The organism is Nocardiopsis moroccensis (genome assembly GCF_055763695.1).
Window position 1 is genome coordinate 742,182 of record NZ_CP199747.1, and the last position, 17,662, is coordinate 759,843.

The 17,662-nt window shown below is 68.7% G+C and carries 8 protein-coding genes and 1 tRNA gene; 3 read left to right on the forward strand and 6 right to left on the reverse strand.

The genetic code is table 11. From position 1 onward, the window contains the following. Positions 1-37: 37 nt before the first annotated feature. A complete protein-coding gene (locus tag ACUKCB_RS03140; protein ID WP_473038929.1) occupies positions 38-634 on the reverse strand; it encodes a TetR/AcrR family transcriptional regulator in 597 nt (198 codons plus the stop codon). A gap of 201 nt (positions 635-835) precedes the next feature. Here ACUKCB_RS03140 and ACUKCB_RS03145 point away from each other — a divergent pair. Continuing rightward, positions 836-909: transfer RNA gene (locus ACUKCB_RS03145), tRNA-Pro, on the forward strand. Between the two features lie 287 nt (positions 910-1,196). Here the strand turns inward: ACUKCB_RS03145 and ACUKCB_RS03150 are convergent. From ACUKCB_RS03150 to ACUKCB_RS03160, 3 genes are read right to left on the reverse strand one after another with little or no spacing between them, the layout of a single operon-like run. After that, positions 1,197-2,015, reverse strand: a complete 819-nt coding sequence (locus tag ACUKCB_RS03150) for a hypothetical protein (protein WP_473038930.1) — start codon at positions 2,013-2,015, stop codon at positions 1,197-1,199. 16 nt (positions 2,016-2,031) lie between these two features. Next, entirely contained in the window at positions 2,032-2,529 is a 498-nt protein-coding gene (locus ACUKCB_RS03155) for a Scr1 family TA system antitoxin-like transcriptional regulator (RefSeq protein ID WP_473038932.1), read from the reverse strand. Next, on the reverse strand, positions 2,507-3,199 hold the full coding sequence (locus ACUKCB_RS03160; protein ID WP_473038933.1) for a hypothetical protein: 693 nt from the start codon (positions 3,197-3,199) through the stop codon (positions 2,507-2,509). The genes ACUKCB_RS03155 and ACUKCB_RS03160 overlap by 23 nt, the downstream gene beginning before the upstream one ends. A 790-nt stretch (positions 3,200-3,989) precedes the next feature. On the opposite strand from ACUKCB_RS03160, the gene ACUKCB_RS03165 reads away from it, so the two are divergent. Both ACUKCB_RS03165 and ACUKCB_RS03170 read left to right on the forward strand, forming a co-directional pair. After that, positions 3,990-4,718, forward strand: a complete 729-nt coding sequence (locus tag ACUKCB_RS03165; protein ID WP_473040908.1) for an AfsR/SARP family transcriptional regulator — start codon at positions 3,990-3,992, stop codon at positions 4,716-4,718. A gap of 701 nt (positions 4,719-5,419) precedes the next feature. Then, complete coding sequence (locus ACUKCB_RS03170; RefSeq protein ID WP_473038934.1) at positions 5,420-6,253, forward strand: SDR family oxidoreductase; 834 nt, start codon at positions 5,420-5,422, stop codon at positions 6,251-6,253. A 380-nt stretch (positions 6,254-6,633) separates the two neighbouring features. On the opposite strand, the gene ACUKCB_RS03175 is transcribed toward ACUKCB_RS03170, so the two are convergent. Together ACUKCB_RS03175 and ACUKCB_RS03180 are read right to left on the reverse strand one after the other, a co-directional pair. Further along, a complete protein-coding gene (locus tag ACUKCB_RS03175; protein WP_473038935.1) occupies positions 6,634-15,687 on the reverse strand; it encodes an amino acid adenylation domain-containing protein in 9,054 nt (3,017 codons plus the stop codon). After that, the gene (locus ACUKCB_RS03180; protein ID WP_473038936.1) at positions 15,684-17,606 is read right to left on the reverse strand and encodes a fatty acyl-AMP ligase; all 1,923 of its coding nucleotides are present in this window, start codon (positions 17,604-17,606) and stop codon (positions 15,684-15,686) included. Before ACUKCB_RS03180 ends, ACUKCB_RS03175 begins: the two co-directional genes overlap by 4 nt. Positions 17,607-17,662 lie beyond the last annotated feature (56 nt).

Consider the following 17,662-nt stretch of genomic DNA (forward strand, 5'->3'; position numbering starts at 1 on the left):
CGGGGGCGGCCCGGGGCAGGGGCGGTGGCTCAGTTGGTCAGGGCGCGAGCGCGGCGAGGCCGGTCGAGGCGATACCCGCCAGCGTCTTCGGTCCGGCGCCGGACTGGGCCGCGATCCGCATCCCGTAGATCAGGGAGGTCACGTACCAGGCCAGGTCCTCGGGGTCGCGGTCGGCGGTGACGGACCCGTCGAGTTGGCCGTCCATGAGGGTCAGTCGCAGTCCGGAGAGGCGGCGTTGCAGGTCCGCCTCGACCAGCCGGGCGATGTCCGGGTTGCGGGAGGCGACCGCCGTGATGGTGTTGACGGTGAAGCAGCCCGCTCCGTGCCCGTCCGCCCGGTTGGCGGTCTCGTCCTCGGTGATCGCGGCCAGGAGTGCGCGGACGCGTTCCAGTGCGGTGGCCCCCGCGGTGCCCAGGAGGGTGGCCTGGCGTGCGGTCATGGTGGTGACGTAGTACGAGAGCGCCCGTCGGAACAGGTGCTCCTTGGAGTGGAAGGTGTTGTAGAGGCTGCTCCGGGTCAGTCCGGTCGCCCGGCACAGGTCGGCGGTGGACGTTCCGTCGAAGCCCTTGCTCCGGAACTCGCCGTAGGCGGCCCGGACCACACGCTCCTCGTCGAACTGGCGCGGTCTTCCCATGGGGTGACGGTAGCACGTTCTGTACCGATCAAGACAAAACCCTGTGGTCGGTCCGGGAGCCCCCGGAGTCCCTTCCGCGACCACCGCCGGGGCCGGAGCCAGGCGGTTCCCGAGGGGCCCGCGGACCGTGTGCGAAGGGCCCGCCAGATGCGATAGAGTCGTCCCCGTTGGCGGGGCCGGAGACGGCTTCCGCTCAGCGGCCGGGACGTAGCGCAGTTTGGTAGCGCACTTGACTGGGGGTCAAGGGGTCGTGGGTTCAAATCCCGCCGTCCCGACAGAGGAATAGCAGTTCAGTGAGGGGCCCGTCGTCAGACGGGCCCCTTTCTGCGTCTGCGGTGGGGTGCAGGTGGGGTTGAACCGGGGCCGCGCGGGCCATCAGCCTACGTCGTACAGGATTTCGTCCGTGCTGCTGGCGCGGCTGGGGCGGCGCGCTTCCCGGCGCCGTCCGGCGGGTGCCGGAGGAGGCTTTCGTTCGTCCGGTCGACGTGAGCGTTCTTCGCTGACCGACGTGGATATCACCGCTCATCGGGGATGAAACAGCCCTGCGGGGCCATCACCTCACTCACGTGCTGGTCTTGCTGAAGGCTATGGAGACCATGACCGTTTCGTCCCCACCGTGACCCGCGCTCAGGAGCACCCGATGGTCCTCCTGTCGGTGGGCCCGCAGCACGATCGGAACCCCGGGGGCCAACAGTGTGTCGGCCTGGAGCAGTTCGACCCGGAACGGTGGGCCTGTGTTCTCGGGGTCCTCCAACAGGCGCCCGGCCAGATCGACCAGAGCCGTCAGCAGGTAAGCGAGCGGAACAGCGGGAAACCCGGCGAAATGGCCCGCGCACTGTTCGGCCCGCAGGTTCACTTCCGCCTGTGCCTGCGCTCCGGACACCGACACATCGTCCAGCCGCAAAGGCGAACGGTAGGGAGAGGAGGCCATCTGTTGGGTGGAGGAGTCGGCCAGGTGCTCGAAGGTGCGCGCGAAGCTCTTCTCATCGAGGACTACGTAGTCGCAGTGCAGATCGAACAGGGTCGTGTGGTCGGAGTCGTAGAGGAAGGCGGCGGCCGAGGCCGAACCCGGTCTGTTGATACCCCCCAGAGCCGTCGTGCGCAGAACCCGCTGCGGCGCTCCCGGCGCTGGCGGGGTCAGGCGACGCAGCCTGGCCCTGCGCGCCAGGTAGTAACGACGGCCCGGGCCGGCCGTCGTGGCGGCCGCGCACAGCCCCATGATGGGTAGATGCCGAGCCGCCTCGATGATCGAGACCGGCTCTTCGGCCGCGGAAGGGAACTCCGGGGAGAACGATGCCGTGGCGCATCCAGGTGTCGGGGAGGAGATCCCATCCAGCGCTCGGTACGGAGGGGAGACGCAGATTCGCGAGGAAATGTCCATGACATAGCCCTTTCTATTAATGAGAAAACATAAAAGAAACTTGATGAACGGGGTTTTCCTGCCCATTCCAGAGAGGCGGATGGCAGGTGTGGCACACCGGGTTGGTCGTGGTGGGTCGGTGTGGTGTCATGCCGTCGTGGCGATACCGCATTTCACAGAGGATGCTCATGGGAATGTGAAGGATGCGGTCGCTCAGCACGAAGCAGAGCGGCGGGCCGTCAGCGCTGTTCAGCAGCGCCCACCGGGCCTTGCGGAATCCGAGTGCCCGCTGTGCGGCATGGGGGCTCTCCCAGGGCCGTTCCTGTTTGTGGAGAGCAGCTGCGTAGGCCTCCGCCTGGAGTGGTCCGGGTGGGACCAGGGGCCGGTGCTCACTGCTCTCGGGCGTTGCCTGCTCGATCCCTGATATCCGGGAGAACCAGGCGGGCAACTGAGCCGGGGCCGTCAGGGGCGAGAACCGGCGGCCACCGGATCTGCAGGCTCGGGTTCGTCGGTCAGGAGTCGCTCTCGGCGTCATCAGCGGAGCGGGCCGCCGCGTGCCAGTAGGCGGCGATCGCCTCCTCCATCCTTCGCGCAGCGATCACGGCCTCGTCCAGGGACTCACCTCGCGCAAGGCCCTCCTCGGCGGCCAGTAGGGCCTGGAGTTCGAGCTCGTCGGACTGGCCTCCCCCGTAGTACCAGGCGATCTCGTCGATCACCTCCAGGGGTGACTCCCCGAGCAACCGGAGCATCTCGTCGCTGTCGGGGAAGTAGTTCACCATGCCCCAGTACAGGGCCAGTGCCGTTTGCGACTGGTTTCCCAACAGTGCGGCTCTTTCCCAGAACCCCGGAACCTCGTATGCGAGGTGGTCCGGGGGCCAGTTCCGGACATCCTCCTCAGTCATTCCGAACGCTTCGATCACACGGCGGAGTTTGGGGCGTGCACGATTGATCAAACGCACCATGTCACAGAGGAAGGCGACGTTTTGCTCGCTGGGGAACCGGGACATCACTGTGGCGAAACCGGTGATCTCGGCGGGATGGCACTTGTGGGTGACGCCCACCAGCCTGCGGAAGTTCTCCGTGGTGGCGCGGTTCTCCCTCAGCGAATCCAGGAGCCGGTTGCCCACGGGATCGCTCCTGGCAAGCTTCCGGAGTTTGGCGACCGCCTCACCGACCAGCGGAGTCTGTGAGAAATCAGTGAACACAGTACCTCCATGCCTCTCGTCGGGAGCTTTCTCAGGCTACTTTCGCGTACTCGGCTTATATGGCGCTGACGTCCTCCTGATGTATTCCTTGCGTCGCCGGCAGGAGGGTGCTGGGGGCCTGTTGCTTTTTGGTTCGAGGGTCGGATTGCTCCGGAAAATTTTTCCTGATCAAGGAGTACTTCCGTGGGGATGGACAGATTCCCGGAAGACCTCACTGGGGTGCCGTCGTTCGCGGACTCGGAGAGGAGGTTGATCGGGACGACCCCCGCGTGCACCGGTCCTGGGTTTCGCCGCACTGTTCCCATGGTGCGGTGCCGACGGGGAGATGATCCTGAAGCCGGAGAGCAGGGGCCCGGTAGGCAGGGGTGCTGGGAGAGGCGGGCCTGCTCGGAGCGGAGGGACGAGCGGAAAGTATTTCTCGTTGGAACCCCGGACCCGCCTCGCGGTCTCGTGTCACCGTGGCGGAGGCGCGTAATCACCTGCGTGAAGACGGCGCCCTGTGTAGTGCGGCTCCGTCACCTCCTCCTCGTGGGACACATGGGTGTTCGTGAGGAGGCCGGTGTACGTACATCTCTTTCTCGACGCATCCGTCGGTGTAAAGCTCGGCGCAGATTGTTCATGCGTGATTACCCCGCGTTTTGACGGGTATGGCTCATCTGCCGGTAACAGGCACCGTGAATGTCCGATTGCGCCCATGCGACCGAGCAAGGAGCTGGAGGACCAACAAGCCTCTAGCTGGGGGTCCTGCTTCGATGGAGTAATTTTGGTCACGTTTTCCGTGCTCGGTGACATGCTTATACAAGGTCCGAACCGTAGCTCCCTGCTTGCCGGTCCGCTCCAACGGAGCCTTCTTTGCGCTCTCCTCGTCAATCGAGGACAGACGGTTCCCAGCAGTGTGCTCTTCCAGGAACTCTGGCAGGATGTACCGCCAGCCAGCGGACCGAATGCCCTGCACGCGCAAGTGTCACGCCTCAGGAGAACCATAGGATTGTTCTCCGCGGGCAGTAGGCCATCGGTGCGCGTTGACTCGCACTATCCTGGATATCGGCTGGAAGCACCGCAGGGGGCCGTCGACACGGACCGCTTCCGCTCTTTGTGCAACCAGGCCCAACGGGCTCGGAACCGAGATCTGGACAAGGCCGCGACCTGCTATCAGGAAGCCTTGCGGTGTTGGCGGGGGCGCGCCTTGCAGGACGTTCCCCCAGGGGTGATCCGCGACGCAGAAGCCCGTCGCCTCGAGCACGAGCGAACGCTGGCGTTGACCCGTCTGGTCGAGATCGACCTCGAACGCGGACGGTACGCGGACCTCATCCCCCTGCTGGAGCAACTCGTCGAGGAACGCCCCTTGGACGAGCGGCTCTGTACGCAACTCATGATCGCGCTGGACCGATTGGGGAGAGCGCAGGACGCCCTGGACGCCTATCAGCGGATACGGGAGCGTATGGCCGCGGAATTGGGCATGGACCCGTCTCCAGTGCTCGAACGCGAGATGCGCAGGATCCTGGAACGCACCGAGTAGAGGGCGTCTGAAGGGCCAGGACGATCTTCTGGCCGGGCAAGCGCGGCAGGCACGACGAGGACCGCACACGAGCGTGGTTCCTGCCCGCCCCCTTCGTTGCGCGATCGAGTGTGCGGATCCGTCGCACCGGTGATCGGGCCCGTCGGACCGAAGAGGATGTACTGGAGTTCCCGGGGGGCGGGGACCGGTGGGTCAAGATCCGTGGATACCGCGTGGAGCTGGACGAGATCGAGGGTCTCCTCTCATCACACCCACGGTTCACTGACGCCGCGGTCGACCTGGTGGGAGAGAGTCGGGCAGAGGGACGAAGCCGGTGAGTGCGCGAAGGGTTGGTAAGCGGAACCCCTGTCGGTGATCGGCAACAGGTCTCTGGGGACGGCTATCCGACCGACGTGCCCTCCAGCATCGAGGCCAGGACCTCCGAATCCCTTATTCGGTCACCTGGGGAACTGGCCCTCAGGAATTTCACCATGATCGTTTTCCTCTGCCGAAAAGGTGGTGGAAGGCATCGGTCGGAGCGTGTATCAGCCCCATATCAGCCTGGGGTGACGCCTGTGTCATGCGGTGTGTGTACCAAGAAAAGGGTGAAAAGGCGTTGTATTTCACCGGTGGCTGTTCCGGTGCCTGTGGGGGAGTCGGGTACGTGAAGGGATTCCGTCCTCCCACGGTGAACAGTGAGCAGAGGAAAGGAGTGGACGGGAATGGATGAGTCGAGCATGGACGCTCTCCGGCACGAGAGGGGGAGCCTGGCCGGCAGGGCCGCACTGGTGGTCTCGGGCAGTCGGGGTATCGGCTTTTCGGTGGCGCACGCGCTCTCTGCTCGGGGAGCCGACGTGGCCATCACCGGCAGGAACGAGGACTCTCTTCGGGAGGCGTGCGAGCGGATCCGGGAGAAAACGGGCGGCAGGGTGGTGGGGCTGCAGGCCCACAGCCGCAAGGAGCAGGACCGGGAGGCGGCGGTGGAGGAGACGCTGGACCGTTTCTCCCGTCTGGACATGCTGGTCTACAACACCGGCATCAACCCGGCCGGCCAGACCCCGGCGATGGAACTGGACCCGGACGTGGTCGGCCACATGTTCGAGACCAACGTCCTCGGTGCCCTGGGCTACCTGAAGCTGGCGCGGCAGCGCTGGATGGGGGAGAACGGCGGATCCGCCGTGGTCGTCTCCAGTGTGGCGGCGTCCGGGGGAGTCCGGCTCCCCGCCTACTCCGCGACCAAGGCCGCGCTCAACCGGTTGACGGGGGACCTGGCCGAGCAGCTCGCTCCCCGGATACGCGTGAACACGGTCGCACCGGGGTTCATCAGGACGGAGTTCGCGGACTCGATCATCCGCATCCCCGTCGAGCAGGTGGAGAAGAGCTACCCCATGCAGAGGATGGGGGAACCGCGGGACGTGGCCGAGGCGGTGGCGTTCCTCCTGTCGCCCCAGGCGTCCTGGATCACCGGGGTCACGCTGCCGGTGGACGGGGGGATGTCCGTACGTCCGATCCAGCACAACGTCGCCCACCCCGGCCCGGGGGAGCACATCCACTGACGCGCGGTGTCCAAGGAAGGCCGTGGACAGGCCAGGTTGTGCCCCTCCGCACCGGAGTCCTTGAGGATGGGCAGCAGGGTGCCCAGAGCCGTCGACGTCGAGGCGATCGCCGGCACGACCGCGACGTGTGTCCCCGTAGCAGGAGCATCCCCGCCCCGAAGCCGAGCAGGGCGCACGACTGCATCTTCGGTTGCTGTGCGGGCGGGCATGGGTCTGCTCACGGGGACTCTCCCGAGGAACGTCCCGGAACTTCGACGACATCCTTGATGACCTGGATGGTCGCAGCCGGGTCATCGGGCATTCACTTCGTCAGTCGCCCCCGGGCACCTTTGATATCCCTGAGGGCCTGCTACGGAGCGGAGCCGTTCGGGCTGCCCGGGTCACTCCAGTTCGTTGAGCAGCACCGCCAGCGTGTCCTGGTCGGCTTGCTCGGCCTGGGTGCGCACGATCAGCTGGGCCAGACTTTCGACCGTCGGCGATTCGAAAACCTCCCGCAGAGCCAATTCCAACTGGAACGCCTCCCTGATTCTGGAGACCAACTGGGTCGCGAGCAGGGAGAATCCGTTCAATTCGAAGAAGGTGTCGTGGATACTCACCCTCTCGACACCGAGGAGCTCCTCGAAGATCTCGACCAGTTGGCGTTCCACCGGTGTTCGGGGCGCGACATAGGTGTCCTGTGCCTCGTCCCTGAGCGGGTCGGGCAGGGCGTTGAGATCGTAGTCGCCGTCGGAGGTGAGTGGGAGCCGGTCGAGGATCAGGAGTTGTTGCGGGAGCAGGTACTCCGGTAGTTGGAGGGTGAGGTGCTGCCGGAGCTCGGGCAGGCTCACCGTCTGCCTCTCAGCCGCGACGAAGGCGACCAGGACCGCCCTGCCGTCGAGGTCGGCGTACTCGGTCACCAGCGCGTCCCGGACTGCGGGAAGATCGCGCAGGGCCGCGACCGTCTCCACCGAATCATCGCGGACGCCCGCCGGACCGACGAACTCCAGTGTTCCGTCGGCCAGTAGGCGTCCCAGGTCACCGGTTCGTCGTGTGCCGAAACGGATCTCACCGACCTCGCCCACCGTGAGGGGGTGTCCTGCGGAGTTCACGAGTTCGGCTCGTTGACCGCCCGCCTCAGTGCCCACCGGAACGCGCAGTAGGGCGGCATCCGGCGACCAGGTGAGCGGTACGTCGTACGCGGCCAACGGGTGACCGGTCGCGGTGACCCGGTAGAGGCCGGTGACGCGGCAGGAGGGTGCCATGCGGAGTGCGAGGTCGACGTCGTGAGAGAGCAGGTCCCCGTCGTTGGTGAGGAAGACGTGTCGGAGCGAGGGCAGCCGCTGATCGCGCGCTGCCAGTGAGCGCAGCTGGGGCGGAGTCAGATAGAGAACGGTCACGGACGTGCTCAGCAGCCACTCGTGCAGGGCGTCGGGGGACGCGACCGTCTCCGTTTCCGGCAGGGCCAGTGTGCCGCCGACACCGAGCGAGGTGTTGAAGGCACACAGGAGATGACCGGAGCTGTTGGAGAGCACGGCGAATCGGTCGTCCGGGCCCAGGTCATAGCGTCCGGCGGTCCAGTTCTCCGGCGGTGCGTCCCGGGTCACGGACACGTCCGCGGCGGTCTCCCGGATCAGCTCCTGTACATCGATCGCCCCGTCCGGGGTGTCCTCCGCCGGGGCGGGGTCCAGTACCGTGCTGATGAAGGGGTGCTGGGCGAGGCCCGGCTCCGCCTTCGCGACGGTGAAGGGAACCCCGGCCCTGGCACAGCCGAGGACCGCCACGATGTGGCCCGCTGCCCGTCGCTTGATGACAGCCACGTCCCCGTCTCCGCGCTTCTCCAGTGCCCGTGCGACCCGGTCGGCTGCCTCGTGCAGCTGTCCGTAGGTCCATGAACCGATGTTGTCGGTCACCGCGATCCCCTCGGACGCGGGTACCGCCACCGGGCGCGGTGGCTCCGTCCGAGCCCTCCGATCGGTCTCCGGGCAGACCCCGAGCGGGTAGTCGAGGACTCCTCGGGTCGGATCCGCCGAAACAGCTGTCAGCAGGACTTTCAGTTGTTCGAGCAGGGCGCGCATCATGGCGTCGTCGTAACGGTCATGGTGGAAAACGAGCTCGAGCCGGAAGGTGGTGTCGGACACGTGCGCCGTCAGAGTGAGGTCGAACTTGCTCGGCAGCGCGGGCGCCTCCAGGTTCCGTACCGTCACACCGGCGAGTTCCCAGTCCTCCAAGGTGCTCTCCACCATGTTCAGGATGACTTGGAAAAGGGGCGTGCGCGTGGGGTCCCGCAGCACCTGGAGTTCGCTCACCAGCACGTCGAACGGCGCGTCCTCGTTGTGTGTGTACCCTTCCAGCGCAACCTTGCGCACCCGGCCGAGCAGGGTGTCGAAGGCCGGGTCTCCCGAGAGGTCGACGCGCAGTGGCAGCGTGTTGACGAAGAATCCGATGAGGTCCGTGGTGCCGGTGTCGTTCCGGGTGGTGACGGGTGCGCCGACAACGAGGTCGTCCTGGCCGGACCAGCGGCGCAGCACGGTGGCCAGCGCGGCAAGCAACAGCATGTACGGCGTGACTCCGGAGACACGGCACCGCTCGCGGAGCGCCGCAGTCTCCTCGGCGGAGAGTTCGGCCCACACCCTTCCACCGACCGTGCCTTGGGCCGGGGTCCGCCGTCGGGCTGCCGGCAGGTGCAGAGCCGGCGGGGCGCCTTCGAGGTGCTGCCGCCAGTAGCCGACCTGCGCCTCGAGGTTCTCCGGGGTCAACCACTCACGCTGCCACGCTGCGTAGTCGCGGTACTGGACCGGAAGCGGGGCCAGGTCCGCCGCGTCCGGGTCGCCGCCCGCCTCGTACAGCAGCGACAGTTCCCGGAAGAAGAGCCGGATGGACCAGGCGTCGGAGATGATGTGGTGGATCGTGATGCTGATCAGGTGCTCGTCCTCACCGAGCCTGATGAGCAGGCAACGGAAGAGGGGGCCGTTCGCCAGGTCGAAGACGGTGCCTGCCTGTGCGTTCGCGAGCTCGCGGGCAGCGCCCTCACGGTCGCCGTCCATACCGCTCAGGTCCTCTGTGGTGAGGCACCACGCGTCGCTGGCGTCCGCCACCGCCTGGACCGTTTGGCCGTCCACCACGGGGAAGGTGGTGCGCAGGGTCTCGTGGCGGGCGATGATCGTCCGGATACTGCGTTCCAGGGCTCCCACGTCGAGACTGCCGAGCAGGAGCTGGCGCCCGTGGACGTTGTAGGCGACGGAGGAGCGGAGCTGATCCTCCAGCCACAACCGCTGTTGGTCGTAGGAGAGAACGGGGCCGCCCGTGCCCGGCTGGACAACCGGTCGGCTGGGCACCAGCGCGGCGGCGATCCGCTCGACCGTGCCCAGTTCGAAGACCTGCCGGACGGAGACCTCCACGCCGAGCGACTCGCGTAGTCCGCTCACCACCCTCGCGGCCTGGAGCGACTGACCGCCCAGGTCGAAGAAGTTGTCCTGCCGCCCGACCGAAGCGACCTCCAGGACCTCGCCGAAGACGTCGGCGATGGTCCGCTCGGTAGCGGTGCGGGGCGGAGCGGAGCCGGTGGTGGCCGCGTGCCAGTCGGGAGCTGGGAGTTCGGTGCGGCTGATCTTCGCGGTTCGGGTGTAGGGGAGTTCCGCCAACGGCACGAGAACCCTGGGCACCATGTAGTGCGGCAGGATTCCGTACAACCGGGCGCGCAGCTCGGAGGGCTCGGCCGGGCCGGTGAAGTATCCGGCGAGTTGCGTTTGCCCGGCGGGGTCGGTGACGGGGACGATCGCGGCGTCGGTGACACTGGGCAGGGCGCGCAGCCTTGCCTCGACCTCGCCGGTCTCGACTCGGTGGCCCCACAGCTTCACCTGGTCGTCGCGGCGGCCGACCAGCTCCAGGGTGCCGTCGGGGAGCAGCCAGGCGAGATCGCCGGTGCGGTAACTGCGGCCTTCGGGCCCCTCGTGGAAGGAGTCGGCCGTCTGGTCGGGGTCGAGGTAGCCCAGGGCCAAGGAGGGTCCGGAGCAGACGATCTCCCCGAAGAGTTCGGCGGGGCGCCCGGCCGTGTCCCTCAGGTGGATGCCGACACCGGGGACCGGGCGGCCGACGGGAACCGAGCTCCGGAGCGGAGCCTCACCTGGCTCGATGACGTGCATGAGGGCGACGCTGCACTCGGTGAGCCCGTAGACGTTGACGATCGAGCGACCGGGCAGCTTGCGCTGGATGAAGGCGACGTCGTCGCGGGTGAGCTTCTCGCCGCCGTACGCGGCTGTGCGCAGTGTGGCGGGCCAGTCGACGGCCCCAGGGGCGGTCGCGAGTGCCCGGAAGGCGCTCGGAGTGGAGTGATAGACGCTCACACCGGCGCGGGACAGGGTCTCGCGGACCGCATCCGCTCCGTCCCGCCGCAGGTCCATGGGGCATGCGGTGGCCCCGTGGACGAGCGCCGAGTAGAGGTCCTGACCGGCGCCGTCGGCGGTGTACGCGCAGAGCATGCTCAGCCGGTCGGTCTCGCGTACGCCGAGGACGGAGGCGTAGGCGTACACGTGGCGGGCCACGTTTCGGTGGGACTGCACGACGGCCTTGGGGTCGCCGGTAGAGCCCGAGGTGAAGAGGACGTACGCGACGGCGTCCGGGTCGGGCGCCGTCCAGGCGTCCAGCGGTGGTGAGTCTGTGCCGTCGACGTCGATTACGGGTCGGCCGTCGGCTACCTGTTCGGCCAGTGCCCGGTTGGTGCGGTCGGTGACGATGGCGTCGGCGCCGGTGAGTTCGACGAGTTGGGAGAGACGGGCCGTGGGCGCGCTGGTGTCGAGCGGCATGTAGGCGTGGCCGCCCGCCGTGATCCCGAGCAGAGCGACGGGCACCTCGACTCCCTGCCCGCAGAGCACGCCCACGCGCCCGTTCGCCACCGGTACCCGTTCTCTGAGGGCGCCGCCCAGCAGCCGGGCGCGGCGGTCGAGTTCGGCGTAGCTGAGAGTGGTGTCCGGGGTCCACACGGCGGGCCGGTCCGGATGGAGCGCGACGCGCTCCAGGAAGGCGGCGGCCACGGTGCCGTCCTCCGGGCCGAGGGAGGGGGTCAGCGGGATGCCCGCGCCCTCGGTGAGGCGCAGGTCGCCCACACGGACCCCTGGATCGGCCGCGATCTGTCCGAGCAGGGTGACGTAGCCGTCGAGTACTGCTTCCGCGGTGTCGGGCTCGAAGAGGTCCTGGCTGTAACTGAGCAGCAGATCGACGGCACCGTCGTACTGATCCTCGACGTAGAGCTCCAGGTCGTACTTGGCAGGCAGTTCCTCGACCGGTGCCTGTTCGTTCCGCACACCCGGGGCGCTGAACTCGACGCCGGGCTGGTTGAGGTAGTTGAACATCACGTCGAACAGCGGTGTGTGGCTCGGACCGTGTGCGGGCAGGTCCACCGCGGCCAGGATCGCCTCGAACGGCGCGTCCTGGTGGTCCAGAGCGTCGAGAACGGTCTGGCGGACCTGATCGAGCAGTGAGGTGAAGGGATCGTCGTCATGGACACCGACACGGAGAACGAGGGTCTGCAGGAAGTACCCGATGAGCCGTTCCAGCTCGCTGCGGTCGCGGCCCGCCACGGGTGAGCCGACCGTGATGTCCTCCTGCTCGCTGTGTCGGTGCAGCAGCACCAGGAACACCGAGAGCATCACCATGTAGGGGCTGGCCCCCTGCTGCGCTCCGTGTGCGCGCACCCGTTCCGCGAGGCCCGCGGGCACCCGGCGGCGGACCAGGGCACCGTCGTAGCTGGGCTGGGCGGGGCGCAACCGGTCCTTGCGCAGTTCCAGGGGGGCGACGCCGTCCAGTTGCCGCCGCCAGTAGGCGATGTGGGGCTCCAGCGCGCCGCTGTCCAGGGCCTCTCGCTGCCAGGCAGCGTAGTCGGCGTACTGGACGGGCAGCTCGGGTAGATCGGGGGCGCGGCCCTCGCACAGCGCGGTGTACGCCAGGCCGAGTTCCTCTCCCAGGACGGCCAGCGACCATCCGTCGGCGATGATGTGGTGCACGGTGAGCAGCAGCACGTGGTCCCGCTCGCCCAGATCCGCGAGATGGACCACCATCAACGGTCCCGACCCCATGTCGAGGCGGCCGACGGCCTCCTCCGCCAGGGCCCGCAGCTCCGACTCCCCGCTCAGCCGTACCCGTTCGAGTCCGACGAGCGGTTCGGGGTGGATGATCTGCTCCAGCAGCCCTTCCGTCTCCCGGAAGGTCGTACGCATGGCCTCGTGCCGCAGCGCGACGGTCCTCAACGCCTGCTCCAGCAGGTCCGGGCGCACCTCGCCGGTCAGGCGCAGGGACCCCTGCATCGTCCACGCGCGGTGGGCGGCTGGTTCCATCCGGCAGAGGTGCCAGAGCTGCCGTTGCATGGTGCTCGCCACGGCCGTGCAGTCTCCAGCGGTGCGCGGGTGGAGAGGAACGGCGGTTGGCGCGGGACCGGCTCCGGGGGCCGGCAGCGCGGCCGCCAGCTCGGACAGCACCGGATGCTCGAAGAACAGCCGCACGGGCACGTCCGCTCCGGAGCGCTCGCGTATCTGGTTGCGGACCCGTCCGGCGAGCAGGGAGTGCCCGCCCAGATCGAAGAAGTCGTCCTGGCGCCCCACGCCCTCGACACCGAGCACCTCCAGCCAGACATCGGCGACCAGCTCCTCGACCTCTCCCCGCGGTGCCCCACCGGCAGGTTCGGCCCTCCGGACGGGTCTCGGCAGGGCCCGTGTGTCGACCTTGCCGTTGGGTGTGCGCGGGAGGGCGTCGAGCACCATGAAGGCGGAGGGCACCATCGCGTCGGTCAGCGTCCGCCGCAGCTGCTCACGGAGGTCACCATGGTCGGGGTTCTCGGGCGGCTCTGCGGTCAGGTAGCCGACGAGGCGTCCTTCGGACATCGTGACGACCGCGTCGCGCACCCCGTGGCAGCGGCGCAGAGCGGCTTCGATTTCGCCCAGTTCGACACGCTGTCCGCGCACCTTGACCTGAAAGTCCCGGCGGCCGAGGTAGGACAGCTCGCCGTCGGACCGGTAGCGGACCAGGTCGCCGGTCCGATACATCCGCTCACCTGGAACGAAGGGATCGGCGACGAAATGGGAGGCAGTGAGGGAGGGGAGGTTGAGGTAGCCGCGGGCCAGGCCCACGCCGCCGAGGTACAGTTCGCCGACGGCTCCCACCGGCAGCGGGCACAGCTCCTCGTCCAGGACGTAGGCGCGCTCATGCGGGAGCGGAAGTCCGATCGGTGGGTTCTTGTCACCGGGGGCCACCCGGGAGTACGTGGAGTAGGTGGTGTCCTCGCTCGGGCCGTAGAGGTTGTAGACGGCCTCGACGTGCCCGCTCGCGTACAGGTCCTCGGCCAGGGCTCCCGGAAGCGCCTCGCCGCCCAGGCCGAACACCATGGGGCCGCTGCGCAGACCGCCTCCGGCGACCAGCTCACGGGCCGCGGACGGCACAGTGCAGACCAGGGTGACCTCGGGGGCGTCGGGTTCGAGCAGGGCGAGGGGGTCCTCGACGACGATGACCGTGCCGCCCGAGCAGAGCGGGCCGAAGAACTCGAAGACCGACACGTCGAAGCAGATCGAGGTGGACGCCAGGACCCGGGACAACTGATGGGCGGTGAACTCGCTCGCGCCCCAGCGCACCATCGCCACGGTGCCCGAATGAGTGATCATGACGGCCTTCGGGGTACCGGTGGAGCCCGAGGTGTAGAGGACGTGGGTGAGCGAGTCCGGCCGCACGCCGACCTCGCCGACGGGCGTCGTCGGTAGCCGGTCGAGCGCGCTGTGGTCGAAGCCGGTGAGGACGGTGCGGGCGCCGCTGTCCCCTCGCATGAACGCGAGGCGCTCGGCCGGGTAGTCCGGGTCGAGCGGAAGGTACGCCGCACCGGCCTTGAGGATGCCGATCATGGCCACGGCCAGGTCGGCGGTGCGCCGCATCTGGACGCCGACGACGTCGCCCTCGCCGGCGCCCTCGGCGCGCAGGAGGTGGGCGAGCTGGTTGGAGCGCTCGTCGAGCTGGCGGTAGGTGAGCTGGTGCCCGGCGCCGATGACGGCGGTCTGGTCCGGTACCCGTTCGACCTGTTCGGCGAACAGGTCGGTGAGGCGTACCGATCCGGGGTCCAGTTGCGGTCCGTTGCCCCAGCGGTCCAGGAACGCGCGGTCCCTGGCGGTGTGTACGTTGAGTCGGGCTCCGGGCCGGTCCGGGTCGGCGAGGGCGTCGGTGAGCAGCACCCGCAGCCGTTCAGCGGTGCGTTCGGCGGTGGACGCGTCGAAGATCTCGGCGTTGAAGTCCCAGGTGCCCCACAGGCCGTCGCCGTCTCGCCACAGGTGGAGCTCGACGTCGTGCTGGACGGCCGGGCGCGGCAGGTGCTCCGGCTTCAGCGGTGCACCGCCCAGGCGCGGGGCGCCGATGTCCCCGTGGAAGACGAAGTGCGTGCGAAAGAGCGGGGAGCGGTCTCCGCCGCGGTTCGGTGCCAGCGCGGCCACGACCTCCTCGAAGGGGGCATCGCGGTGGGCCAGGGCGGCCAGGGCGGTCTGCCTGGTACGGCGTACGAGTTCGCGGAAACTGGGACGTCCGGACAGGTCGGCGCGTAGGACGAGCGGGTTGGTGAGCAGCCCGACCACTCCGTGGGCGCCCGGTCGCGCACGACCCGCCTCGGGTATGCCCACCCCGAAGTCGCTCTGTCCGGTGTGGCGGCTGAGGAGCAGCTGGTAGGCGCTGAGAAGCACCGTGAAGAGGGTGGTGCCCTCCTCCTTCGCGAGCCGTTCGGCGGCGGTGACCAGCTCGGCGGGCAGGGTCACCGGGACCGATCCGGCACCGAAACCGGGGACGGCGGTGCGCGGACGGTCCGTCGGCAGGTCCAGGACGGGTATCCCGGCGAGCTGTTTCTTCCAGTACGCGAGGTCGTCGTCGCTGGTCCTGGTGGCTGCCACGTCCGGGGCCGGGCCAGGCAGCCCGCCGTCCGCGTAGGCGGTGTCCAGTTCTGCGAGTAGGACCCGCAGCGAGCCGCCGTCACACACCAGGTGGTGGGTGACGAAGACCAGCAGGTGCTCCTCGTTGCTGAGGCGGTAACCGTGTACCCGGACGAGTGGCGCGCGGCCGAGATCGAAGGGTGCTGCGACGGCCTCCTCCGCGAGTTTGGGTGCGGCGTCGGGGGTGTCGCTCAGGTCGGTCCACTGCGTGACGGGCACGGCGTCGACGCTGACCTCGCGGAGGGGGTCGCCGTCGGGGCCCTCCCGGAAGGTGCTGCGCAGAGCAGGATGGCGGCTGACCAGGGCAGCGACCGCCGCCTCGAACCGGTCGTGGTCGAGCGGGCCGGTGTGGCGGGCCGCGAACCCCAGGTTGAAGACCGGGGTGTTGGGGTGGAGCTCCTCGAAAGCCCAGAGGCCCTGTTGAGCGGTGGTGAGCGACGCGGTTGTGCTTGGGCGTCGCGCGGTCCGCCAGCGCTTCACCAGGTTCCGTCCAACTGTCAGATCCGTCACGCCGCCTCGCCCTCGATCGTCGAACGGACACGGTCCAGTACCGCGTCCGCTGGCCGTCCCTCGCCCAGCCATCCCTTCAGCAGGCCGTCCGCCACCTCCTGCGGGGTCACCGCCGTGAGGACCGTCTCCAGCTCCACGGGCAGTCCCAGCGCGTCCTCCAGGACCGCAGCCGCCTCGGCGGCCAGAACCGAATCCAGGCCCAGGTCCATCAGGCTGTCCGTCGGAAGGCAGGCCGGGATCTCCCGGACCCCGGCGACGACACCGCAGACCAGTGCGGTCAGATCGTCCACGCCGGCCGACGGGCGCCGCGCGGCAGTGAGCCCCGCGAGCCGGGCCGGGTCGTCGGTGACGGCGTCGTCGTAGGCACCTGACAGAAACTCCTCCCGGCAGGCTGAGCGCCGGACCTTCCCGCTGGAGGTGCGCGGCACCGCACGTACCGGCACCAGGACGACGAGCCCCAAGGGCAGCCGGGTCTCGGCCAGCACGGTCGCGCGCACCTTCGAAGCGAGTTGTGGGTCCGGGGTTCCGCGCACCTCCAGGACCAGCACGGTGTACGGCTCGGAGTCGTCGTCGACCAGGAAGGCGGCCGCGGTGCCGCCCTTCTTGCCCAGGAGCTGGAGTGCGGGTGCCTCGACATCCGAAGCGTGGTGGTTGGCGCCGCGGAACACGATGACGTCCTTGGCCCGTCCCGTCACGGTCAGCTCACCCCCGCTCAGCCGACCGAGGTCGCCGGTCCGGAGGAATCTCTCGCCGTCCAGTTCACCGAACAGCTCGGGGTCCTCGGCGGACCAGTAGCCGGGGGTGACGTGTGGCCCGGAGACCCAGATCTCGCCCTCCTGGCCGTCCGGGACCCGCGTGCCGCCGTCTGCCGGGTCCACGACGGCCACCCTCTGGCCTGTCACGGGCCTCCCACAGCTGACCGTTCCGTTCCCGGTGGGCCCGGACCAGTGGCCGGCGCTGACGATCAGCGTCGCCTCCGCTAGCCCGTAACAGGGGAGGAACGCCTTCGGGTCGAAGCCCACGGGCGCGAAACGCTCGGCGAAGGCGGCCAGGGTGCGCTGTTTGACGGTCTCCCCGCCGCTGAAAGCCACGCTCCACCCGGACAGGTCCAGTCCCTCCAGGGCCGCGTCGCTGTGCGCACGGCGCATACATAGGTCGTAAGCGAAGTTGGGGCCGCCGCTGACGGTGATCCCGTTCTCGCTGATCTGGTGCAGCCACGACAGCGGTGCCTTGACGAAGTCCCCCGGCGGCATGACCCGCACCGGGATGCCCGCCGACAGCGGAGCGAGCAGTCCGCCGATCAGACCCATGTCGTGGTAAGGGGGGAGCCAGGTCAGCCCGCGCGAGTCCGCGTCCAGACCGAACGCCTCCGCAATGGCTGCCGTGTTCGCGGCGAGGCTGTCGTGGCGGACCAGGACACCGCGTGGACGTCCCGTGCTTCCCGAGGTGTACTGGATGATCGCCACGTCCTGGCCGGTCACCGTCTCCGGGGCGAACCAGGCGGTGTCGTCGGCCTCCGGGCCGGGAACGGCCAGGGAGTTCTCCACCGGGATGGCGGGGTGGCGTTCCGGGCTGACGACGACCGTCGGCCGGGAGTCCTCCACGATGCCGGACAGCCGCGCACGATCCGGGACCGAGGACGCGCTCGGCGGGTAGGCGGGCACCACCGGGCGCCCCGCCAGGAACGCGGCGAAGACGGCAACCACGTACTCCACACCGCTGGGGTAGAGCAGCAGCACCGGCCCCTCGGGGCAGTGGGCCAACTGCCGGGCGAGGGCTGACGCCCGGCCCGCGAGCCGGGCGTGGCTCACCGGGGCGACACGCCCCTGCCCGCCGACGAATTCGTAGGCCACCGTGTCCGGATCCCGGTCGGCCCGGGACCTGAGCACGTCGACCAGGAGATCTGCGCGATCGATCATCAGTGCGCCCTTCCGAGCTTTCGGTTTTGGCGGCCCAGCCGACGGCTCCGGGTGGG

Bases quoted from the DNA above. Each gene is read 5' to 3' on its own strand.
- ACUKCB_RS03140 (WP_473038929.1), bottom strand. From the start codon at position 634: ATGGGAAGACCGCGCCAGTTCGACGAGGAGCGTGTGGTCCGGGCCGCC.
- ACUKCB_RS03150 (WP_473038930.1), bottom strand. From the start codon at position 2,015: ATGGACATTTCCTCGCGAATCTGCGTCTCCCCTCCGTACCGAGCGCTG.
- ACUKCB_RS03155 (WP_473038932.1), bottom strand. From the start codon at position 2,529: ATGACGCCGAGAGCGACTCCTGACCGACGAACCCGAGCCTGCAGATCC.
- ACUKCB_RS03165 (WP_473040908.1), top strand. From the start codon at position 3,990: ATGCTTATACAAGGTCCGAACCGTAGCTCCCTGCTTGCCGGTCCGCTC.
- ACUKCB_RS03170 (WP_473038934.1), top strand. From the start codon at position 5,420: ATGGATGAGTCGAGCATGGACGCTCTCCGGCACGAGAGGGGGAGCCTG.
- ACUKCB_RS03180 (WP_473038936.1), bottom strand. From the start codon at position 17,606: ATGATCGATCGCGCAGATCTCCTGGTCGACGTGCTCAGGTCCCGGGCC.